At 40.5% G+C, this 17,066-nt stretch carries 16 protein-coding genes; 1 reads left to right on the top strand and 15 read right to left on the bottom strand.

Going from position 1 to position 17,066, the window contains the following annotated elements; genetic code table 11:
* Position 1 precedes the first annotated feature (1 nt).
* The 15 genes from recN to gyrA form a co-directional block, all read right to left on the bottom strand.
* Positions 2-1,672: a DNA repair protein RecN gene (gene recN / locus OCF95_RS00200; RefSeq protein ID WP_261104562.1), complete on the bottom strand. Its 1,671-nt coding sequence runs from the start codon at positions 1,670-1,672 to the stop codon at positions 2-4.
* Between the two features lie 6 nt (positions 1,673-1,678).
* Positions 1,679-2,110, bottom strand: coding sequence for an arginine repressor (locus OCF95_RS00195; RefSeq protein WP_020900686.1), 432 nt, complete (start codon positions 2,108-2,110; stop codon positions 1,679-1,681).
* Positions 2,103-2,918: a TlyA family RNA methyltransferase gene (locus OCF95_RS00190; protein ID WP_261104561.1), complete on the bottom strand. Its 816-nt coding sequence runs from the start codon at positions 2,916-2,918 to the stop codon at positions 2,103-2,105. The genes OCF95_RS00195 and OCF95_RS00190 overlap by 8 nt, the downstream gene beginning before the upstream one ends.
* Positions 2,911-3,786 (bottom strand): polyprenyl synthetase family protein, encoded by an 876-nt coding sequence (locus OCF95_RS00185; RefSeq protein ID WP_261057531.1) that lies wholly within the window; start codon positions 3,784-3,786, stop codon positions 2,911-2,913. The genes OCF95_RS00190 and OCF95_RS00185 overlap by 8 nt, the downstream gene beginning before the upstream one ends.
* Complete coding sequence (locus tag OCF95_RS00180) at positions 3,783-3,995, bottom strand: exodeoxyribonuclease VII small subunit (RefSeq protein WP_000043226.1); 213 nt, start codon at positions 3,993-3,995, stop codon at positions 3,783-3,785. Before OCF95_RS00180 ends, OCF95_RS00185 begins: the two co-directional genes overlap by 4 nt.
* Complete coding sequence (gene xseA / locus OCF95_RS00175) at positions 3,973-5,313, bottom strand: exodeoxyribonuclease VII large subunit (RefSeq protein ID WP_261104559.1); 1,341 nt, start codon at positions 5,311-5,313, stop codon at positions 3,973-3,975. Before xseA ends, OCF95_RS00180 begins: the two co-directional genes overlap by 23 nt.
* A gap of 127 nt (positions 5,314-5,440) precedes the next feature.
* The gene (udk, locus tag OCF95_RS00170) at positions 5,441-6,079 is read right to left on the bottom strand and encodes a uridine kinase (RefSeq protein ID WP_001181377.1); all 639 of its coding nucleotides are present in this window, start codon (positions 6,077-6,079) and stop codon (positions 5,441-5,443) included.
* Between the two features lie 110 nt (positions 6,080-6,189).
* On the bottom strand, positions 6,190-7,068 hold the full coding sequence (gene truB, locus OCF95_RS00165; protein WP_004254562.1) for a tRNA pseudouridine(55) synthase TruB: 879 nt from the start codon (positions 7,066-7,068) through the stop codon (positions 6,190-6,192).
* A gap of 73 nt (positions 7,069-7,141) precedes the next feature.
* Complete coding sequence (locus OCF95_RS00160; RefSeq protein WP_261104558.1) at positions 7,142-7,942, bottom strand: hypothetical protein; 801 nt, start codon at positions 7,940-7,942, stop codon at positions 7,142-7,144.
* 9 nt (positions 7,943-7,951) lie between these two features.
* The gene (locus OCF95_RS00155; protein ID WP_261104557.1) at positions 7,952-8,749 is read right to left on the bottom strand and encodes a hypothetical protein; all 798 of its coding nucleotides are present in this window, start codon (positions 8,747-8,749) and stop codon (positions 7,952-7,954) included.
* 169 nt (positions 8,750-8,918) lie between these two features.
* Entirely contained in the window at positions 8,919-10,193 is a 1,275-nt protein-coding gene (locus OCF95_RS00150; protein WP_261104556.1) for a DUF2130 domain-containing protein, read from the bottom strand.
* 95 nt (positions 10,194-10,288) lie between these two features.
* Positions 10,289-11,569, bottom strand: coding sequence for an O-acetylhomoserine aminocarboxypropyltransferase/cysteine synthase family protein (locus tag OCF95_RS00145; protein ID WP_261104555.1), 1,281 nt, complete (start codon positions 11,567-11,569; stop codon positions 10,289-10,291).
* A 147-nt stretch (positions 11,570-11,716) separates the two neighbouring features.
* Entirely contained in the window at positions 11,717-12,514 is a 798-nt protein-coding gene (locus OCF95_RS00140; RefSeq protein ID WP_049499380.1) for a formate/nitrite transporter family protein, read from the bottom strand.
* Positions 12,515-12,656: 142 nt separating this feature from the next.
* The gene (locus OCF95_RS00135; protein ID WP_261082753.1) at positions 12,657-13,400 is read right to left on the bottom strand and encodes a class A sortase; all 744 of its coding nucleotides are present in this window, start codon (positions 13,398-13,400) and stop codon (positions 12,657-12,659) included.
* Positions 13,400-15,868: a DNA gyrase subunit A gene (gene gyrA / locus OCF95_RS00130; protein WP_261104554.1), complete on the bottom strand. Its 2,469-nt coding sequence runs from the start codon at positions 15,866-15,868 to the stop codon at positions 13,400-13,402. Before gyrA ends, OCF95_RS00135 begins: the two co-directional genes overlap by 1 nt.
* Positions 15,869-16,062: 194 nt before the next feature.
* Here gyrA and OCF95_RS00125 point away from each other — a divergent pair, with 194 nt between their 5' ends.
* On the top strand, positions 16,063-17,049 hold the full coding sequence (locus OCF95_RS00125; RefSeq protein WP_000204729.1) for an L-lactate dehydrogenase: 987 nt from the start codon (positions 16,063-16,065) through the stop codon (positions 17,047-17,049).
* The last annotated feature ends 17 nt before the right edge of the window (positions 17,050-17,066 follow it).

The raw sequence follows: 17,066 nt of genomic DNA, 5'->3' as shown, positions 1-17,066 counted from the left end.
CTTATTTCTCCCTGTTTCTCAACAATTCTCTGGCTTGCGTCAGGGCTGCTTCCGTCACATCATCACCAGCCAACATCTTGGCAACTTCCTCCACTCTCTCTTCAACCGTCAAGAGACGAACAGTCGAAACTGTTGAATGGTCATTGCTAATCTTCTCAATAAAGAATTGATAATCCGCAATCGCAATCACTTGTGGTAAATGGGAAATAGCTAGAACCTGCCCATGCTGACCAATTTTATGAATCTTCTGTGCAATAGCTTGGGCAACACGACCTGAAACTCCCGTATCCACTTCATCAAAGACAATACTCGTCTTACCTTCTTTACGTGAAAAGGCAGACTTAATGGCTAGCATGAGACGAGATAATTCCCCACCAGATGCAACCTTGACCAAGGGTTTAAAATCTTCGCCAGGGTTGGTTGAAATATAAAACTCAACCATTTCATTTCCCTCACGACTGAATTTGCCCTTGCTAAAACGAACCTGAAACTGAGCTTTTTCCATATAGAGGTCTTGCAGTTCTTGTTTAATCTCAGCTTCAAGCTGCTGAGCCAAGTCATGACGAGCAGAGGCAAGCTGACCTGCCAAATCGACAAGATTAACTTCCAATTTCTTGAGCTCTGCTTCCATGTCCTCCTCAGACGAAAGGTTATTGCCTGTCAAGAGATTGTATTCTTCTGTAATCTTAGCAAAATAAAGCAAGACATCGTCTACAGTCCCACCATACTTACGGGTAATGGTATGAAGGAGGTCCAAGCGATTCTCGACCTGCATGAGGCGATTGCCATCAAAATCAAGGTCCTCAATGATTGCTTCCAAACGTTTGCTAATGTCTTCTAAGACATAGTAGGTCTCAGACAGTGAGCTTGAAATTTCACGGTATTCAGGGTCATACTCTTCGACACTTTCCATATCATTCATGGCTGAACGAACATTGGCCAGACTTGAAAAGTCTTCATTGTCCAACATACTATAGGCATTAGTCAGTGTATCCGCAATATTTTTATGATTGAGAAGTTTATCACGCTCTTGATTGAGAGCCAGATCTTCTCCAGCCTGCAAGTTTGCTGCCTCAATCTCTGCCATTTGAAATTCCAACATTTCAATACGAGACTTGTGTTCCTGTTGGTTTTTCTTGACTTCCAAAACCTGCTTACGCATTTTACGGTAGGCATCAAAACTCGTTTGATAGGTTTCTTTTAGGTCCCAAAAGGCTGTATCACCAAATTCATCCAACATCTGGATATGAAGTTGAGGACGCATTAACTCTTCTTGGTCATGCTGACCATGAATATCTACTAAATGTTGTCCAATAGCACGCAAAACAGACAGATTAACCATCTGGCCATTGACACGACTAATACTACGACCATTTTGCAAGATTTCTCGACGGATGATAATTTCATCACCCATTTCCAAACCTTGCTCATCAAAAATTTCCTGTAAAAGGCGACTATTCTCAACTGAGAAAAGCCCCTCAATCTCTGCCTTTGGCGCACCATGACGAATAATATCTGTCGTCGCACGAGCTCCCAACATCATATTCATGGCATCAATGATAATCGACTTCCCTGCACCCGTTTCACCAGTCAGGACAGTCATTCCCTTTTCAAAATTGAGGGAAATAGCCTCAATAATGGCAAAGTTTTTTATCGAAATTTCAAGTAACATATAGACCTACCAATTTTTTACTTGTTCAAAGATTTCCTCAGCTAGACTTTCACTTCTGGCAATGACTAAAATCGAACTATCATCAGCCAAACAGCTAAAAATCTTATCCGCAAAAGTCTCGATTAACTGAGCTTTTACAAAAGCAGTATTTCCTGGGATGACTTGGAGATTAATCATCTTATCCATCAATTCAGCCGATTCGATATTGTCTTCAGCCAGTTGCAAACTTTTTACGATTGATTTTGGCAATTCATAGACATAGGTGTTGTCTCTCAAAGGAATTTTGACAATGCCTAACTCTTTGATATCTCGTGATACTGTTGCTTGAGTGGCAGTGATTCCTGCCTCTTTCAAATGTTCTACGATTTCTTCTTGCGTACCGATTTGATAATCTGTCACAAATCGTCTAATTTTTTCAAGTCTCTCTTTTTTATTCATTTTTAAATTGACTATGCGCCCTCTCTACTACTTCTTCAATCTCAGCAAGAACCTGATTGCTTGCTGACTCTTCTTTTTTCAAATACGCTAAAAACTCAATATTTCCATGACCACCTTGGATGGGAGAAAAATCCAAACCAAGGACTGAAAAACCTTCCTCTACTGCCATAGCTGTGACAGATTCAAGGACATTCTGATGAATCTTAGCATCTCGAATAATTCCATTTTTCCCGATTTGCTCACGTCCTGCTTCAAACTGAGGCTTAACTAGAGCCACGACCTGACCTTGATCTGACAAGACACGGTGCAAGGCTGGCAGAATCAGACTGAGGGAAATGAAACTCACATCAATACTGGCAAAGCTCGGTTCCTTTTCGAAATCAGTCTTTTCAGCATAGCGGAAATTGAATTGCTCCATACTGACAACCCGCGGGTCTTGGCGTAATTTCCAAGCCAACTGATTGGTGCCGACATCGACTGCAAAGACTAACTCAGCACCATTCTGTAACATGACGTCGGTAAAACCTCCAGTAGAGGCTCCAATATCAATCGTTGTAGCTCCTTCCACTGACAAATCAAAGACCTCCAAGGCCTTCTCCAATTTCAAGCCACCACGACTCACATACTTGAGTTTTTCACCCTTGAGTTTTAGCTCGGTGTCGTCTGAGATTTTCTCTCCTGGTTTATCAAACCGTTCTCCATTAAGGACTGCTACGACTAGACCAGCCATAACACCGCGCTTGGCCTGCTCTCTCGTTTCAAACAAGCCCTGTTTATAAGCTAGTACATCCACTCTTTCCTTAGCCATTGATTCTCAAACTTTCTACTACACTTACAATCGATCCTATATCAAAAGGGACCTGCTGGGCAATTTCTTCTAATTTGGCATTAGCTTGATCCAGAGTTTGGTTACAAAAGGCAATAGCCTCTTCCAAGCCCAACAAGGCTGGATAGGTTGACTTTTCTGCCTGCAAGTCCTTTTGTGGTGTCTTGCCGATTTCCTCAAAACTAGCTGTCACATCCAACACATCGTCTCTGACCTGAAAAGCAAGCCCAATCAATTCACCTACAGTTTTCAGCTTTGCCTGCATCTCAGGTGCCAATTCGGCTATAATAGCAGCTGCTTGGAAGGGATAAGCTAATAGTTTTCCAGTCTTATTAGCATGAATGGTCTGGAGTTCTTCTAAAGACAAATGCTGGTGTTCGCCTTCCATATCCAAAACTTGCCCTGCAACCATTCCCAGACTACCTGAAGCAAAGGATAAGTTAGCAATCAAGTCCACCTTGATCTGACTTGGCAAATCTGCCTGCGCTATCAAGGCATAAGGATCTAGGAACAAGGCATCTCCAGCCAAAATGGCCATAGCTTCACCGAATTTCTTATGGTTGGTCAAACGCCCTCGACGATAATCATCATCATCCATGGCAGGAAGATCATCGTGAATCAAGCTCCCTGTATGAATCATCTCCAAAGCCGCAGCCACCTGCGCATGTGCTGGTTTAATAGCCACCTGCAAGGCTTCCAAAACTTCTAACAAGAGAAAAGGACGAATACGCTTGCCACCAGCATGAATGGAATAGAGAACAGACTCTCGCAAACTAGAGGCAAACTGCTGGTCTCCATAAAAGTCTTCCAAGGCCGACTCGACAAGAGCTAATTTTTCTTGCTTTTTCATTCAAAATCACTTTCTGTTCCATCTTCTTGCATGACCTTAACTAAGGTCTTTTCAGCCTTGTCCAGCGTCGCTTGGAGTTCTTTTGACAAGACCATACCCTTTTGAAAGGCAGCAATCGCATCTTCCAGAGCAATTTCACCATTTTCCAAACTTTGAACAATGGTCTCCAGTTCTGCTAGATTTTCCTCAAATTTCTTTTGTTTTGACATCTTTAACCTCTAATTCTACTCGACCATCTCGCATCAAAAGCGTCACTTGGTCTTTTTTCTTCAAACTCTCAACCGAATCTACAACGGACTCTTCTTTTTTGACAATAGCATAGCCACGCGCCACGATACGACTGGTATCCAACATCAGTAAGGCTTCTGAAAGTCGCTTCACTTCAGCAACCTTGGCATCATAAACCAACGCCATTTGGCTACGTAGGAGTTTGTCCAACTGGCTTAAGCGGTCTTGATAGCGCTGGATTTTGGTAACAGGTGACAATTGGACCAGTTGATGCGTCCTTGCTTGTACTAGCTGTTTGTTATCAGAAATCCGTGTACGTAAACTTTGTTTTAAGCGCAGTTGTAGTTGATCCAAGCGTTGCAAATAGCCATCATACAAGCGCTCTGGCTGTCTAAAGATAACAGACTGACTGCATTTTTTCAAAGCTTCTTGTTTCTTAGATAGGACATTTCGGACTGCCGTTGCCATTCGTTTTTCCTGATTTTGCAAATGTGCTAACACATCCAACTTGGTCACAGGTGTTGCTAGTTCAGCTGCCGCCGTTGGCGTCGCAGCCCGTCTATCTGCCACAAAATCTGCCAAGGTTACATCTGTCTCATGCCCCACACTAGAGATAACTGGCAAACGAGATTCAAAAATAGCTCGTACTACAATTTCTTCGTTAAAGGCCCAGAGATCCTCGATAGAACCTCCACCACGACCAATAATGAGCAAATCCAAATCGTCCCGTTGATTGGCACGCGCAATATTTCGAGCAATTTCCTCCGCAGAGCCTTCACCTTGCACCTTGGTCGGATAGAGAAGAATGTCGACACCTGGAAATCGCCTGCTGACGGTCGTGATAATATCTCGAATAACGGCTCCACTGCGACTGGTCACTACACCAATTCTCTTAGAAAATTGGGGCAGAGGTTGCTTGAAGCGTTCTTGAAACAGGCCTTCTTCTGTCAATTTTTTCTTGAGTTGCTCAAACTGAATCGCAAGCGCACCAACTCCATCAGGCTCTGCCTTTTCAATGATGATGGAGTAGCTACCACTTGGTTCATAGACCTGCACACGCCCAATCACATTGATCTTCATTCCTTCTTCCAGGTCAAAACCTAATTTCTGATAAATCCCAGACCAAATAGTCGCTTGAATAACTGCATGGTCATCTTTTAGGGAGAAATATTGGTGAGTAGGTCGTTTACGAAAGTTGGAAACTTGACCAGTTAAATAGACCCGTTCCAAGTAAGGGTCTTTATCGAATTTCATTTTCAGATACTTGGTCAAAGTTGTTACCGATAAATACTTTTCCATCTCCACCTACTATTCATTTTCTTGCTCTTTCATGGGTATTATTATACCAAAAATATGCCTAAAAATCTCCATTTATGTACCATTATGAGGGAAAAATAGAAAAAGGAGGCAAAGCCTCCACATCTGATTATTTGCTATTTCGAGCTTCTTCCAAAATCTTTTCAATCTTGGTCGTCAACAGGTCGATAGCCACTGTATTGCTGACTCCCTCAGGAATGACGATATCGGCATAACGCTTGGTTGGCTCGATAAACTGATGGTACATGGGCTTGACCACACCTAAATACTGGTCAATAACGCTATCAAGGCTACGGCCACGCTCTTCCATATCACGCTTGATCCGACGAATAATGCGCACATCATCGTCTGTATCCACAAAAATCTTGATATCCATCAAATCGCGCAGGCGCTTGTCCTCCAAGACCAAAATCCCCTCAACGATAAAGACATCTTGAGGCTCCTGACGATAGGTCTTGCTACTGCGTGTATGCTCTGTATAGTCATAAGTCGGGATGTCCACCGGACGCCCTGCCAACAATTCCTTAATCTGCTCAATCATCAAGTCTGTATCAAAGGCAAAAGGATGGTCGTAGTTGGTTTTGACACGCTCTTCAAAGGTCAAATGAGACTGATCCTTGTAGTATGAATCATGCTCAATCATGGAAATCTTTTCATCAGGGAAATGCGATAAAATGGCTCTTGAAACACTGGTCTTACCTCCACCAGAACCACCTGTCACTCCGATAATGATTGGTCTATTTTGCATGCTATCCTCCGTTTTTTTATCCGTGGTCTATTCTATCACATTTTTTGCAAAATTTATAGTCTGATTTAGATAGTCTAGGGGAAGAATTCCATCCCCAAACTCCAGTTAGATTAGATAAAAACCTTCCTTGGCTTGTAGAGATTGTCCCGTTTTTCTAGAATGGCTAGCAATTTATCATCTTCAAAGGCAGCTAATTCTTGTTCTGTTTGTTCGAGTTCGACAAAACGACCAAAGCGTACCTCGGTAGCCTCTTCTTGAGTTAGGAAAACTTTGACAAGGTCGCCTGTCCCAATCTCTAGAGGATGGAGAAAGTCTAATTGGCCAGCCTCCACTTTTGCAGCAATTTCTTCCAAGGTAAGAGCATCTTCTAGTTGCAAGCCAGCTGCACTAGTTCGAGTCAGATGAGACATATGGGCCGCATAGCCAAGTTTTTCTCCCAAGTCAACCGATAAGGTACGAATATAGGTTCCCTTGCTACATTTTACACGAAAAGTGAATCGTGCGAGGTGATCCTCATAAGAAATCGGACTTGTTCGTTCAAATTGATAAATAGTCACCTGACGTTCTGGGCGCTCTACTTCCTGTCCAGCACGCGCATACTCATAGAGCTTGCGACCATTGACCTTAACAGCAGAATACATAGGCGGAATCTGGGTAATAGGCCCAGTCAAGCTCGTAATTACTTCATCAACAAGCTTTTCATCCAAGGGCGATAAAACAGGTGTCTCTGCGACCACTTCCCCACTGGCATCCTCAGTCGTCGTGGAATAACCAAGAGTGATTTCTCCCTCATAGACTTTACCCTCATCCTGCATAAACTCGACCATACGTGTCGCCTTGCCAACCGCAATGGGCAAAACACCCACTACATCCGGATCTAAGGTCCCACCATGACCAATCTTCTTGGTTCCCAAAATCTTACGCAGTTTAAAAACCGCATCATGCGAGGTCATCCCCGCTTCTTTTTTTAAGTTGATAATACCGTTCATTTTTGCTTTCTAATTCCCTTTTCACTTTACATCAACATATTCTATCTTAGACAGATTTTAAAACTATATCTGCTCATTCTCCTAAATACTTCCTAGCTTCCTGAACACAAAAGAGTTCTGGATTTTCATGGGCAATGCTTTCAAACAAACTACGAGCACGAGCTTCATCTCCTTTTAGCTGGGCATTGAGAGCTCCGTAATAAGAAAACATGATTCGGGCTAGCTTACTTTCTGGCTCAGTAATGTTAAAGTAGTCGTTCACTTCTTTATTGAACACAATATCTTTTATGGCTTGGGCTTGAGCAACAAGTTTAGCTTTGCCTCCTTTAAAATCTGGTGCCTTGGACAATTGTTCCTCAAAGAAAGCAATATCTTGCACATCTTGGAGATGAATGGAAACTGTTAATAGTTCAAAGCTTGATATTAAAAACGCAGGGGTTCTGAATCTCTTCCAAATTTTTTTCAAATCATATTTGGACATATTTTCCTTGGCAGCTTGAAAATCTCCTTTTAAATAAGCCACTCGACCTTGGATAATTTGGTAATTCTCACGATATGTTGCCCTAAAGGGCTTAATAGATTTTTCTGATTGAACTCTTAACATGTCTTCATATAGCTTAAGATCAATAGAATCGTGTAACACTAGAACAATAACTTTTCTAGATACAAATCTTAAATAAAATACAAAGCCGAGAACTAAAAAGACAATAACTAATAATATGAATCCCAATATTTCCAAATTGCTTTGAAATACTAAGCATACTGCCATCACATCCAAAACAAGTCCAATAATTGAGCAAATTAGAATAGTCCTATCAAGTTGTAAAAGAGTGTTTTCTGTCGCGCTACTTACTATTTTTTCAATTAATTTCATATATTACTCTCATTTCACTGATTCTAAATATTTCTTCGCTTCCTGAACATAAAAGAGTTCTGGTTTTTCATGAGCGATACTTTCAAACAAACTTCGGGCACGAGCATCATCTCCTTTTAACTGAGCATTAAGAGCTCCGTAATAAGAGAACATGATTCGAGCTAATTTATTTTCTGGTTCGGTGGTGTCGAAGTAGCCTGTAACTTCTCCATTGAGTATTTTTGATACTGGTTCAATTAAATCCAACATTCTATTTTTATCAATTCTTTTAATTTTTTCCCAATCATAAGAAACTAAAAGTTTAGAAATTTCATCCGTCTCCCTTAAATGAAGGTATGATAATGATTCTATAAATACGATGTTTAGTTCATAAATACGTTTCAAATTCAATTTAGAACTTTTAACTCTTATTCGTTCAGCATATTGGATTGCCTCACTAAAATTCCCTTGATAGAAAGCACACCTAGCTAAACCCAGATTTAAGGCATTTAAATTCCCTGTTTTATTATCAGGCCGCCTTTCATAAGTTTCAGTTAAAAGAGAAATATATTTTATAAAATTCACTTGCTCGTATAAAATAACTTCTGCAACGTGATTTACTAAAAAATGAGTTATTACAACGATAATAGTCAGTAATGTTAGAAATATGAGCAATAATGTAGTAACGACGGTTGATTTTACGAATAATAAACTAATTGCTGTTGCAATAATTGTCCAACGTAGATAAAATAAAATAAAAACCTCCAGTATACTGCAGATTCGAATTGATGACCAATTCGAGATATTCTTAGAAATATTATCTAACATAAAAAACTCCTATAAAAAATTACAAACTAATTTATATAAACAAACTAGCTAAATGAGCTAGCAAAGTAGCTCCAGCTTTTAAGAAAAATTAATTCAATTTTATCAGCTGACCATGTTCTAATAATTTCTATAGTTCTTTTCATATAACACTCCTGTTTTTAAGATAATCTCACTCCCCCTTCAGTGCTTCAAACTTCGCTTTCATGGTTGGATTTTTACGTGTCAATTTCTTGACAGAGACATCTTCCAGCTTATTATTAGCCAGACGGAGTTGGTTTTCAGATGTTGTTAGGAACTTTTTAACCTCTTCCATCCGTTTTATGGCCTTGTCGATTTCATCGATTGCCTTACCAAAGTTGGTAGAAGCTGAATTATAGTTCTTGGCAAAAGCTAGTTTAAAGGCATCCAAGTCTTCTTCAAAATGCGTAATGTCTATATTTTGCTCCCGAACCAAGGCCAATTCCTGCTTGTATTTTAAGGAATTAAGAGCAGCATTTCGCAAAAGCCCAATCAACTGGACAAAGAATTGAGGACGAACCACATACATCTTTTCATACTCGTGACTAACGTCAACAATCCCTGTGTTAAAGTAGTCATTATCGGCCTCAAGCATAGTCACCAAAACCGCATATTCACAGTTCTTTTCACGACGGTCCTTGTCCAATTCCTTGTAAAAATCTGCATTCTTGTGCTTCTTCTCTGTTCCGTCCGCTTCATTTTTCATTTCAAACATGATGGAAATAATTTCGACCCCATTTTCATCACATTCACGGAAGATAAAGTCCCCTTTGGACCCACGCGCAGAGACCTTGTTATCCTTCTCAAAGTAGGCATTTGGAAAGGCAAAACTGCGGACCTTGTTAAACTCACTCTCTGCATAGTGTTCCAGGCTTTCCCCGATAGCTTTTGTAGATTGTTGAGCTTTGAAATTCTTGTAAAATTCGACTTGTTCACTGGCTGCTTTAAGCTGGGCTTCATAGTTTTGTTTAACAGAAGCAAGAGAAAGCTCGTTTTCTTTTTCTTGTAAAAGAAGCTGATTTTTGACCTGATCTCGTTCTTTTTCTAGGTCAGAAAGGGTCTTTTGCAGTTGATTTTCATGCTCTAAACGCAAGGTAGCTAATTTGTTTTCCAAGGCCTGTACTTCCTTGTCCTTAGCCAATAAAGCCTGATGATTTGTCTGTTCAACCTCTTTCTTGGCCAATTCTTTTTCTGTATCAAAGTTTTGGATTTGATTCTGTAATTGCGCAATTTCTTGATCTTTTTGAGCTAGTTTAGTCTGTTGCTCATTCATAGCTTTTTGCTCAGCCAAGGCCAGTTCCTGCTTCATGCGATCGTGCAATTCCTTATCAAACTCTGTCGTTCTCACTTGGGACAGAAGTTCGGCATACTGACTCTCATTTACTGTAAAGACTTCCCCACAATTGGGACATTTGATTTCGTTCATAACGTTCCTCTTTCTAGACTTCTGTAACCATTATATCATGCCTGAGGAAAAATCAAAAACAGCGAGTCGAAACCCACTGTTTATCTTCTTTTTCTTTAAATTTTTTCCAAGGCCAAGCGCAAATCTTCAATCAAATCCTCTACATTTTCAAGACCGATTGACAAACGAATTTGGTTTGGTGTGACACCTGCTGCTTCTAGATCTTTTTCTGACAATTGACCGTGAGTAGTTGTAGCTGGATGGACAACAAGCGATTTAGCATCTGCAACGTTTGCTAGGTCAGAGAAGATTTCTAAATGATCAATTACCTTGCGGGCTTCTGCCTCCCCACCTTTGACATGGAAGGTAAAGATTGATCCCACACCTTTTGGCAAGTATTTCTCCGCCAAAGCATGGTAAGGACTATCAGCCAATTTTGGATAGTTGACTTTTTCTACCTTAGGATGATTTACAAGAAAATCAACAATTTTCTCTGCATTTTGCACATGGCGTTCCACACGAAGTGAAAGCGTTTCAAGTCCTTGGAGCAAGAGAAAGGCATTAAATGGCGACAAGGCTGCACCTGTATCACGAAGCAATTGAACACGGACAGCGATAATAAAGGCTGCTGCACCCACATCACGAGTATAGCTCAAATTGTGGTAACTTGGATCTTCCTCAACAAATTGAGGGAATTTCCCTGAAGCCGCCCAGTCAAAACGACCGCTATCGACAATCACTCCTCCAATAGTCGTACCATGTCCACCGATAAACTTAGTCGCAGAGTGAATGGCAATATCTACACCGTGAGAAAAGACATTAATCAAGTAAGGTGTGGCAAAGGTATTATCCGAAACGAGTGGAATCTGGTGTTTATGCGCAATCTCAGCCAATTTTTCCAAGTCAGGAATGTTAATCAAGGGGTTGCCCAAGGTTTCAATCAAGACAAGCTTGGTATTGTCATTGATAGCTGCTTCTACTTCCTCCAAATTATCAACATCGACAAAGGTTGTTGTGATACCATAACGAGGAAGGGTTTCCTTCAAGAGATTGAAGGTTCCACCGTAAATAGTTGAGGCTGCTACTACATGGTCACCAGCGTGGGCAAGTGCCAAAATCGTATAAGTCACTGCGGACATACCTGATGCTGTTGCAAGAGCTCCAACACCACCTTCGAGAGCTGCAATTCTTTCTTCAAAGGCAGCTGTTGTAGGGTTGGTGATACGAGTATAAATGTTCCCTGGTTTTCTCAAGGCAAACAAATCTGCACCTTCCTGCGTGTCATCAAAAACAAAAGATGTTGTTTGATAAATCGGCACTGCACGAGACTTGGTAGCTGGATCCACAACTTGACCAGCATGCAGTTGCAAAGTTTCAAATTTAAAATCACGAGTCATAAGGCGACCTCCAAATAGTTTGATTAAGGATATTGTAGCACCTTAAGGTATAGTTTACAAATATTAGCTTTCTATATTTTGATATAAGAAACAGCTATTACCTTATTTTAAAAATGAAAAAAGCACGAATCAATCGTGCTCATTTTCTTAATCTACATAAGTATCTTCATTTTTATTGAGGAAAGCATATGGAAGACCCATCAAGAGGCCTCCTCCGATAAAGTTTCCAACGAAGGTTACCCCCCAGTGGCGAAGCATATTTCCAACACCGAAGTTAGCAATTGAATCCGCAGCAACACTGAATTTTACAATCGCGAAAGAAGCAAAGTTCGCAGCAATGTGCTCGTTTGTTAAGAATACAAACATGTAAATCGCCGACAACACAAGCCAAAGTTTGGCGCCACCATCTTTGACCAAAACAAATGAAAGAATCGCAATATTTACGAAAATATTTGCCAAAATCGCCTCAAGCAAGATTAATTCATTTGAACGGCCTAACTTCATCTCAACAACCCCTGAGATGAAACTATCGTGAGTCAGATGTGCATAAGCTGCTGAGTGGGCAAAGCCCCAACCTGCTATTAAAGCTCCGATAAGGTTGAATAAGGTACAGTAAAGTAAAATCTCAGCTGTTTTTCTCCAAGAGATTTTTTTCAAGAAACTACCAGCAGTCAAGAACATCATGTTTGATGTTACCAACTCGGCATTCAAGAAAACAATGTAGGCCAAGCCCCAAGCAAAGACAAATGGGAAGAGGAAACGTCCACTACCTGGTGCAATTTTATTAATCAAGTCAGCTCCAACTGCACCAGCAGCAGTACTGAAGGTTAAAAATGCACCTGCAAACATAGAACGAATCGCATACTTAAATTTGCTTTGACTATAAAGACTTTCTTTCTTCTTGCAAGCAAATTCAATCTTTGAGATAAATTCTGAAGAAACCATAATAAACTCCTAAAATTTTTTTACCTGATAATTATATCACAAACTTTAGAATTAAGGAAACGTTTTCTGTATTTCATAACAGTTTATTTTGAAACTCAATCTATAAAAAATCAGTAAAACCTAAGATTTTACTGATTTATCTTTAATAACGTTGTTTATATGGTTGATTGAAAGCTGTTAGAATTTCTTCAGGGGTTTGTGAATAATCTTTTGTATCTTTCAAGTCACCTTTTACGATAATACGTTCTGTCGCATCATAGTCAACACAGGTTACAAGTGTGATTTCATCAACTCCAGTATGGTCATCAATCTCATCAACGCGATCTGGAGTCACATGCTTCACTTCACGGATTTCATAGGTATAAACTTTATCCTTATCAGTAAGATAAATTTTCATCCCATTTTTAGCGCGTGATAATGGAGAAAAGAGCATTTGACTGGCATTTTCCGCCGTGAAGATGTGATGGCTCGCAAGGGAATAGTTACCTTTCCCCATCACTTGATCACGCTTCATTGTACCAGCTCCATAGAAAAGATTGACATTATCAAGACCTTTAAAAATAGGCAAGTTAATTTCTACCTCAGGAACAGCAATTCCACCGATAACTGGCAATTTTTGCGAATCCCATTGTGAGGATAAGACAGCTTCTGACGAGATAGCTTTTACGGAATCAAAGTCAAAATTCCCTTCTGTATCTTGATTTTCTTCCAATTTTTCTTTTGATACCTGGCTGACTTGGTATTTATTGGTATTCCAAACCATGAACATATCACGAATTTTTGAATTGAAAATCAAAGCTATTGACAAGATGATTAAGAATCCTGCCAAGATATTGATTAGTAAATTTTTACGGTTTGTTTTCTTTTTATTCTTTTTATGAGACATTATGCTTCACCTTCTGTTTCGTTTTCTGTCCCAACTTCTTCTTTTTCTGCTGCTGCAACCGTAGTAAAGGTTACAATTTTAGCATCTTGATCCAGGCGCATCACTTTAACTCCCATAGTTGAGCGACCTGTTTGTGAAATATTGGCAACGTTGGTTCGAATCATGACACCAGTATCAGTGATAATCATCAAATCTTCATCGCCTTTAACGGTCATAAGACCAGCAAGAGAACCGTTCTTTTCTGTAATCTTAGCGGTTTGCATCCCTTTACCACCACGACCTTTAGTTGGATATTCGGTCGCAACTGTGCGCTTACCATACCCCTTTTCTGTGATGATAAGGACCTCGTCCTGGTCTGTAATCACACTAGCACCAACAACTGTATCTCCGTCACGAAGGTTAACACCTTTCACACCAGTGGCGATACGACTCATACCACGAACAGCTGATTGATTAAAGCGAACTGAATAACCAAACTTGGTACCAATGATAATATCCGTGTCCTCTTCTGTCAGCAAGACATTAATCAACTCATCTTCATCCTTGAGGTTTAAAGCCTTAAGTCCATTTTGACGAATGTTAGCAAATTCCTTAACGCTGGTTCTCTTCACAATACCATGACGAGTTGTGAAGAAGAGATAAGCGTCATCACTGCGTTCAGAATCAACATTGATGATGGTTTGAATACTTTCGCCTTCATCCAATTTCAAAAGATTGACAATCGGCAAGCCCTTAGCAGTACGGCCATACTCAGGAATTTCATAGCCTTTCAGGCGATAGACGCGTCCTTTATTTGTAAAGAAGAGCAGGTGATCATGGGTACTAGTTGACACTAACTCACGAACAAAATCGTCATCCTTAACACCTGTTCCTTGAACACCACGCCCCCCACGTTTTTGAGCAGTAAACTCAGCTTGGTCCAGACGTTTGATGTATCCTTTGTTAGAAAGAGTGATCAAGACATCAGCTTCTTCAATTAGATCCTCATCTTCAAGACTCAAGACTTCACCGACCATCAATTCCGTACGACGTTGGTCTCCAAACTTACGCTTGACTTCATCTAATTCATCCTTGATAATTTGAGAAACACGTTCCGGCTTAGCAAGAATATCTGCTAAATCTGCAATCAGAGCCAAGAGGTCATCATACTCAGACTGAATCTTATCGCGTTCCAAACCTGTCAAACGACGAAGACGCATATCAAGTATAGCTTGACTTTGACGTTCAGAAAGCTTAAACTTGCTCATCAACTCAGCTTGTGCTTCCGCATCCGTTTCACTAGCACGGATGATACGAATCACTTCATCGATATGATCTAGCGCAATCAAGAGACCTTCTAAGATATGAGCACGCGCTTCTGCTTTTTCCTTATCAAAACGAGTACGACGAACAACCACTTCTTTTTGGTGCTCAATATAAGCATCCAAAATCTGACGAAGGGACAAAATCTTGGGTACACCATTTTGGATAGCAAGCATATTGAAACCAAAGTTGGTTTGCATCTGTGTCATCTTGAAGAGATTGTTGAGGATAACATTGGCTGAGGCATCGCGCTTAACTTCGATAACAAATCGAACACCTTCACGGTTTGACTCATCACGGACTGCTGTGATGCCCTCAATGCGTTTTTCCTGGACTAAACGAACAATATGCTCATGCACCTTTGTTTTATTGACCATATAAGGAAATTCTGTTACAACAATACGCTCACGGCCAGTCTTAGTTTCTTCAATTTCAGTACGTGAACGAAGGACAATAGATCCTTTACCTGTTTCATAAGCCTTATGAATACCTGATTTCCCCATAACAAGAGCACCAGTTGGAAAATCTGGCCCAGGCAAGACTTCCATCAAGTCCTTAGTGGTCACTTCAGGATTGTCCATGAGCAACTTCACAGCATCAATAGTTTCACCCAGGTTATGAGGTGGAATATTGGTTGCCATCCCAACAGCAATACCAGTTGCTCCATTAACCAAAAGATTAGGAAAGCGTGCTGGCAAGACCAAGGGTTCACGTTCATTGGCATCATAGTTATCAACGAAATCAACTGTATTTTTGTTAATATCACGAAGCATTTCCAGAGCAATCTTGCTCATACGTGCCTCAGTGTAACGCTGGGCGGCAGCACCATCACCATCCATGGAACCAAAGTTCCCATGACCATCTACAAGCATGTAACGGTAACTCCACCATTGAGCCATACGGACCATGGCTTCATAGATAGAGGAATCCCCGTGAGGGTGATATTTACCCATGACATCCCCTGTAATACGAGCAGATTTTTTATGAGGTTTGTCTGGAGTAACACCCAGTTCATTCATTCCGTAGAGAATCCGACGGTGGACGGGTTTCAAGCCATCTCGAACATCAGGAAGAGCTCGCGCTACGATAACACTCATAGCGTAGTCAATAAAGCTCGTCTTCATCTCCTTTGTCAGATTGACATTCACTAAATTTCTATCCTGCATTAATAAATGCCTCATTTCACTATTAGTAATTAACTATATTATACCATAATGTCCGCTATATTTCAGGTATCTAAAACCACTAAAACGTTTACATCAAGAACTGAAATGTATATCCGTGACAAAGCTTTTCAAAAGTGATAAAATTGAAATAACTGGGGAAATCCCTGAATAAAATTAAGGAGATGTTTAGAATAATGACTTCAACTAAACAACACAAAAAAGTTATCCTTGTCGGTGATGGTGCTGTAGGTTCTTCTTACGCTTTTGCACTTGTTAACCAAGGAATTGCACAAGAGCTTGGAATTATCGAAATTCCACAATTGCATGAAAAAGCTGTTGGTGACGCGCTTGACCTTAGTCACGCCCTTGCCTTCACTTCACCTAAAAAAATCTATGCAGCTCAATACTCTGACTGTGCAGACGCTGACCTTGTTGTGATCACTGCAGGTGCGCCTCAAAAACCAGGTGAAACTCGTCTTGACCTTGTAGGTAAAAACCTTGCTATCAACAAATCAATCGTAACTCAAGTTGTTGAATCAGGTTTCAAAGGTATCTTCCTTGTTGCTGCTAACCCAGTTGACGTCTTGACTTACTCAACTTGGAAATTCTCTGGATTCCCTAAAGAACGCGTTATCGGTTCAGGTACTTCACTTGACTCAGCTCGTTTCCGTCAAGCACTTGCTGAAAAATTGGATGTTGATGCTCGTTCAGTGCACGCCTACATTATGGGTGAACACGGTGACTCTGAGTTCGCTGTTTGGTCACACGCTAACATCGCTGGTGTAAACCTTGAAGAATTCCTTAAAGACACTCAAAATGTTCAAGAAGCTGAATTGATTGAATTGTTCGAAGGTGTTCGTGACGCAGCTTACACAATCATCAACAAAAAAGGTGCAACATACTACGGTATCGCAGTAGCCCTTGCTCGTATTACTAAAGCAATCCTTGACGATGAAAACGCAGTACTTCCACTTTCAGTATTCCAAGAAGGTCAATACGGAGTTAAAAACGTCTTTATCGGTCAACCAGCTGTTGTAGGTGCACATGGTATTGTTCGTCCAGTAAATATCCCATTGAACGACGCAGAAACTCAAAAAATGCAAGCATCTGCAAATGAATTACAAGCTATTATTGACGAAGCATGGAAAAACCCAGAATTCCAAGCTGCTTCTAAAAACTAATTTAGATAGTAATAACT

The sequence above is a fragment of the Streptococcus mitis genome (assembly GCF_946188615.1).
GTDB classification, from domain to species: Bacteria; Bacillota; Bacilli; order Lactobacillales; family Streptococcaceae; genus Streptococcus; species Streptococcus mitis_BZ.
Note: the sequence above shows the minus strand (reverse complement) of the source record. Positions and strands in the feature narration are given on the sequence as shown.

Bases quoted from the DNA above. Each gene is read 5' to 3' on its own strand.
- recN (WP_261104562.1), bottom strand. From the start codon at position 1,672: ATGTTACTTGAAATTTCGATAAAAAACTTTGCCATTATTGAGGCTATT.
- OCF95_RS00195 (WP_020900686.1), bottom strand. From the start codon at position 2,110: ATGAATAAAAAAGAGAGACTTGAAAAAATTAGACGATTTGTGACAGAT.
- OCF95_RS00190 (WP_261104561.1), bottom strand. From the start codon at position 2,918: ATGGCTAAGGAAAGAGTGGATGTACTAGCTTATAAACAGGGCTTGTTT.
- OCF95_RS00185 (WP_261057531.1), bottom strand. From the start codon at position 3,786: ATGAAAAAGCAAGAAAAATTAGCTCTTGTCGAGTCGGCCTTGGAAGAC.
- OCF95_RS00180 (WP_000043226.1), bottom strand. From the start codon at position 3,995: ATGTCAAAACAAAAGAAATTTGAGGAAAATCTAGCAGAACTGGAGACC.
- xseA (WP_261104559.1), bottom strand. From the start codon at position 5,313: ATGGAAAAGTATTTATCGGTAACAACTTTGACCAAGTATCTGAAAATG.
- udk (WP_001181377.1), bottom strand. From the start codon at position 6,079: ATGCAAAATAGACCAATCATTATCGGAGTGACAGGTGGTTCTGGTGGA.
- truB (WP_004254562.1), bottom strand. From the start codon at position 7,068: ATGAACGGTATTATCAACTTAAAAAAAGAAGCGGGGATGACCTCGCAT.
- OCF95_RS00160 (WP_261104558.1), bottom strand. From the start codon at position 7,942: ATGAAATTAATTGAAAAAATAGTAAGTAGCGCGACAGAAAACACTCTT.
- OCF95_RS00155 (WP_261104557.1), bottom strand. From the start codon at position 8,749: ATGTTAGATAATATTTCTAAGAATATCTCGAATTGGTCATCAATTCGA.
- OCF95_RS00150 (WP_261104556.1), bottom strand. From the start codon at position 10,193: ATGAACGAAATCAAATGTCCCAATTGTGGGGAAGTCTTTACAGTAAAT.
- OCF95_RS00145 (WP_261104555.1), bottom strand. From the start codon at position 11,569: ATGACTCGTGATTTTAAATTTGAAACTTTGCAACTGCATGCTGGTCAA.
- OCF95_RS00140 (WP_049499380.1), bottom strand. From the start codon at position 12,514: ATGGTTTCTTCAGAATTTATCTCAAAGATTGAATTTGCTTGCAAGAAG.
- OCF95_RS00135 (WP_261082753.1), bottom strand. From the start codon at position 13,400: ATGTCTCATAAAAAGAATAAAAAGAAAACAAACCGTAAAAATTTACTA.
- gyrA (WP_261104554.1), bottom strand. From the start codon at position 15,868: ATGCAGGATAGAAATTTAGTGAATGTCAATCTGACAAAGGAGATGAAG.
- OCF95_RS00125 (WP_000204729.1), top strand. From the start codon at position 16,063: ATGACTTCAACTAAACAACACAAAAAAGTTATCCTTGTCGGTGATGGT.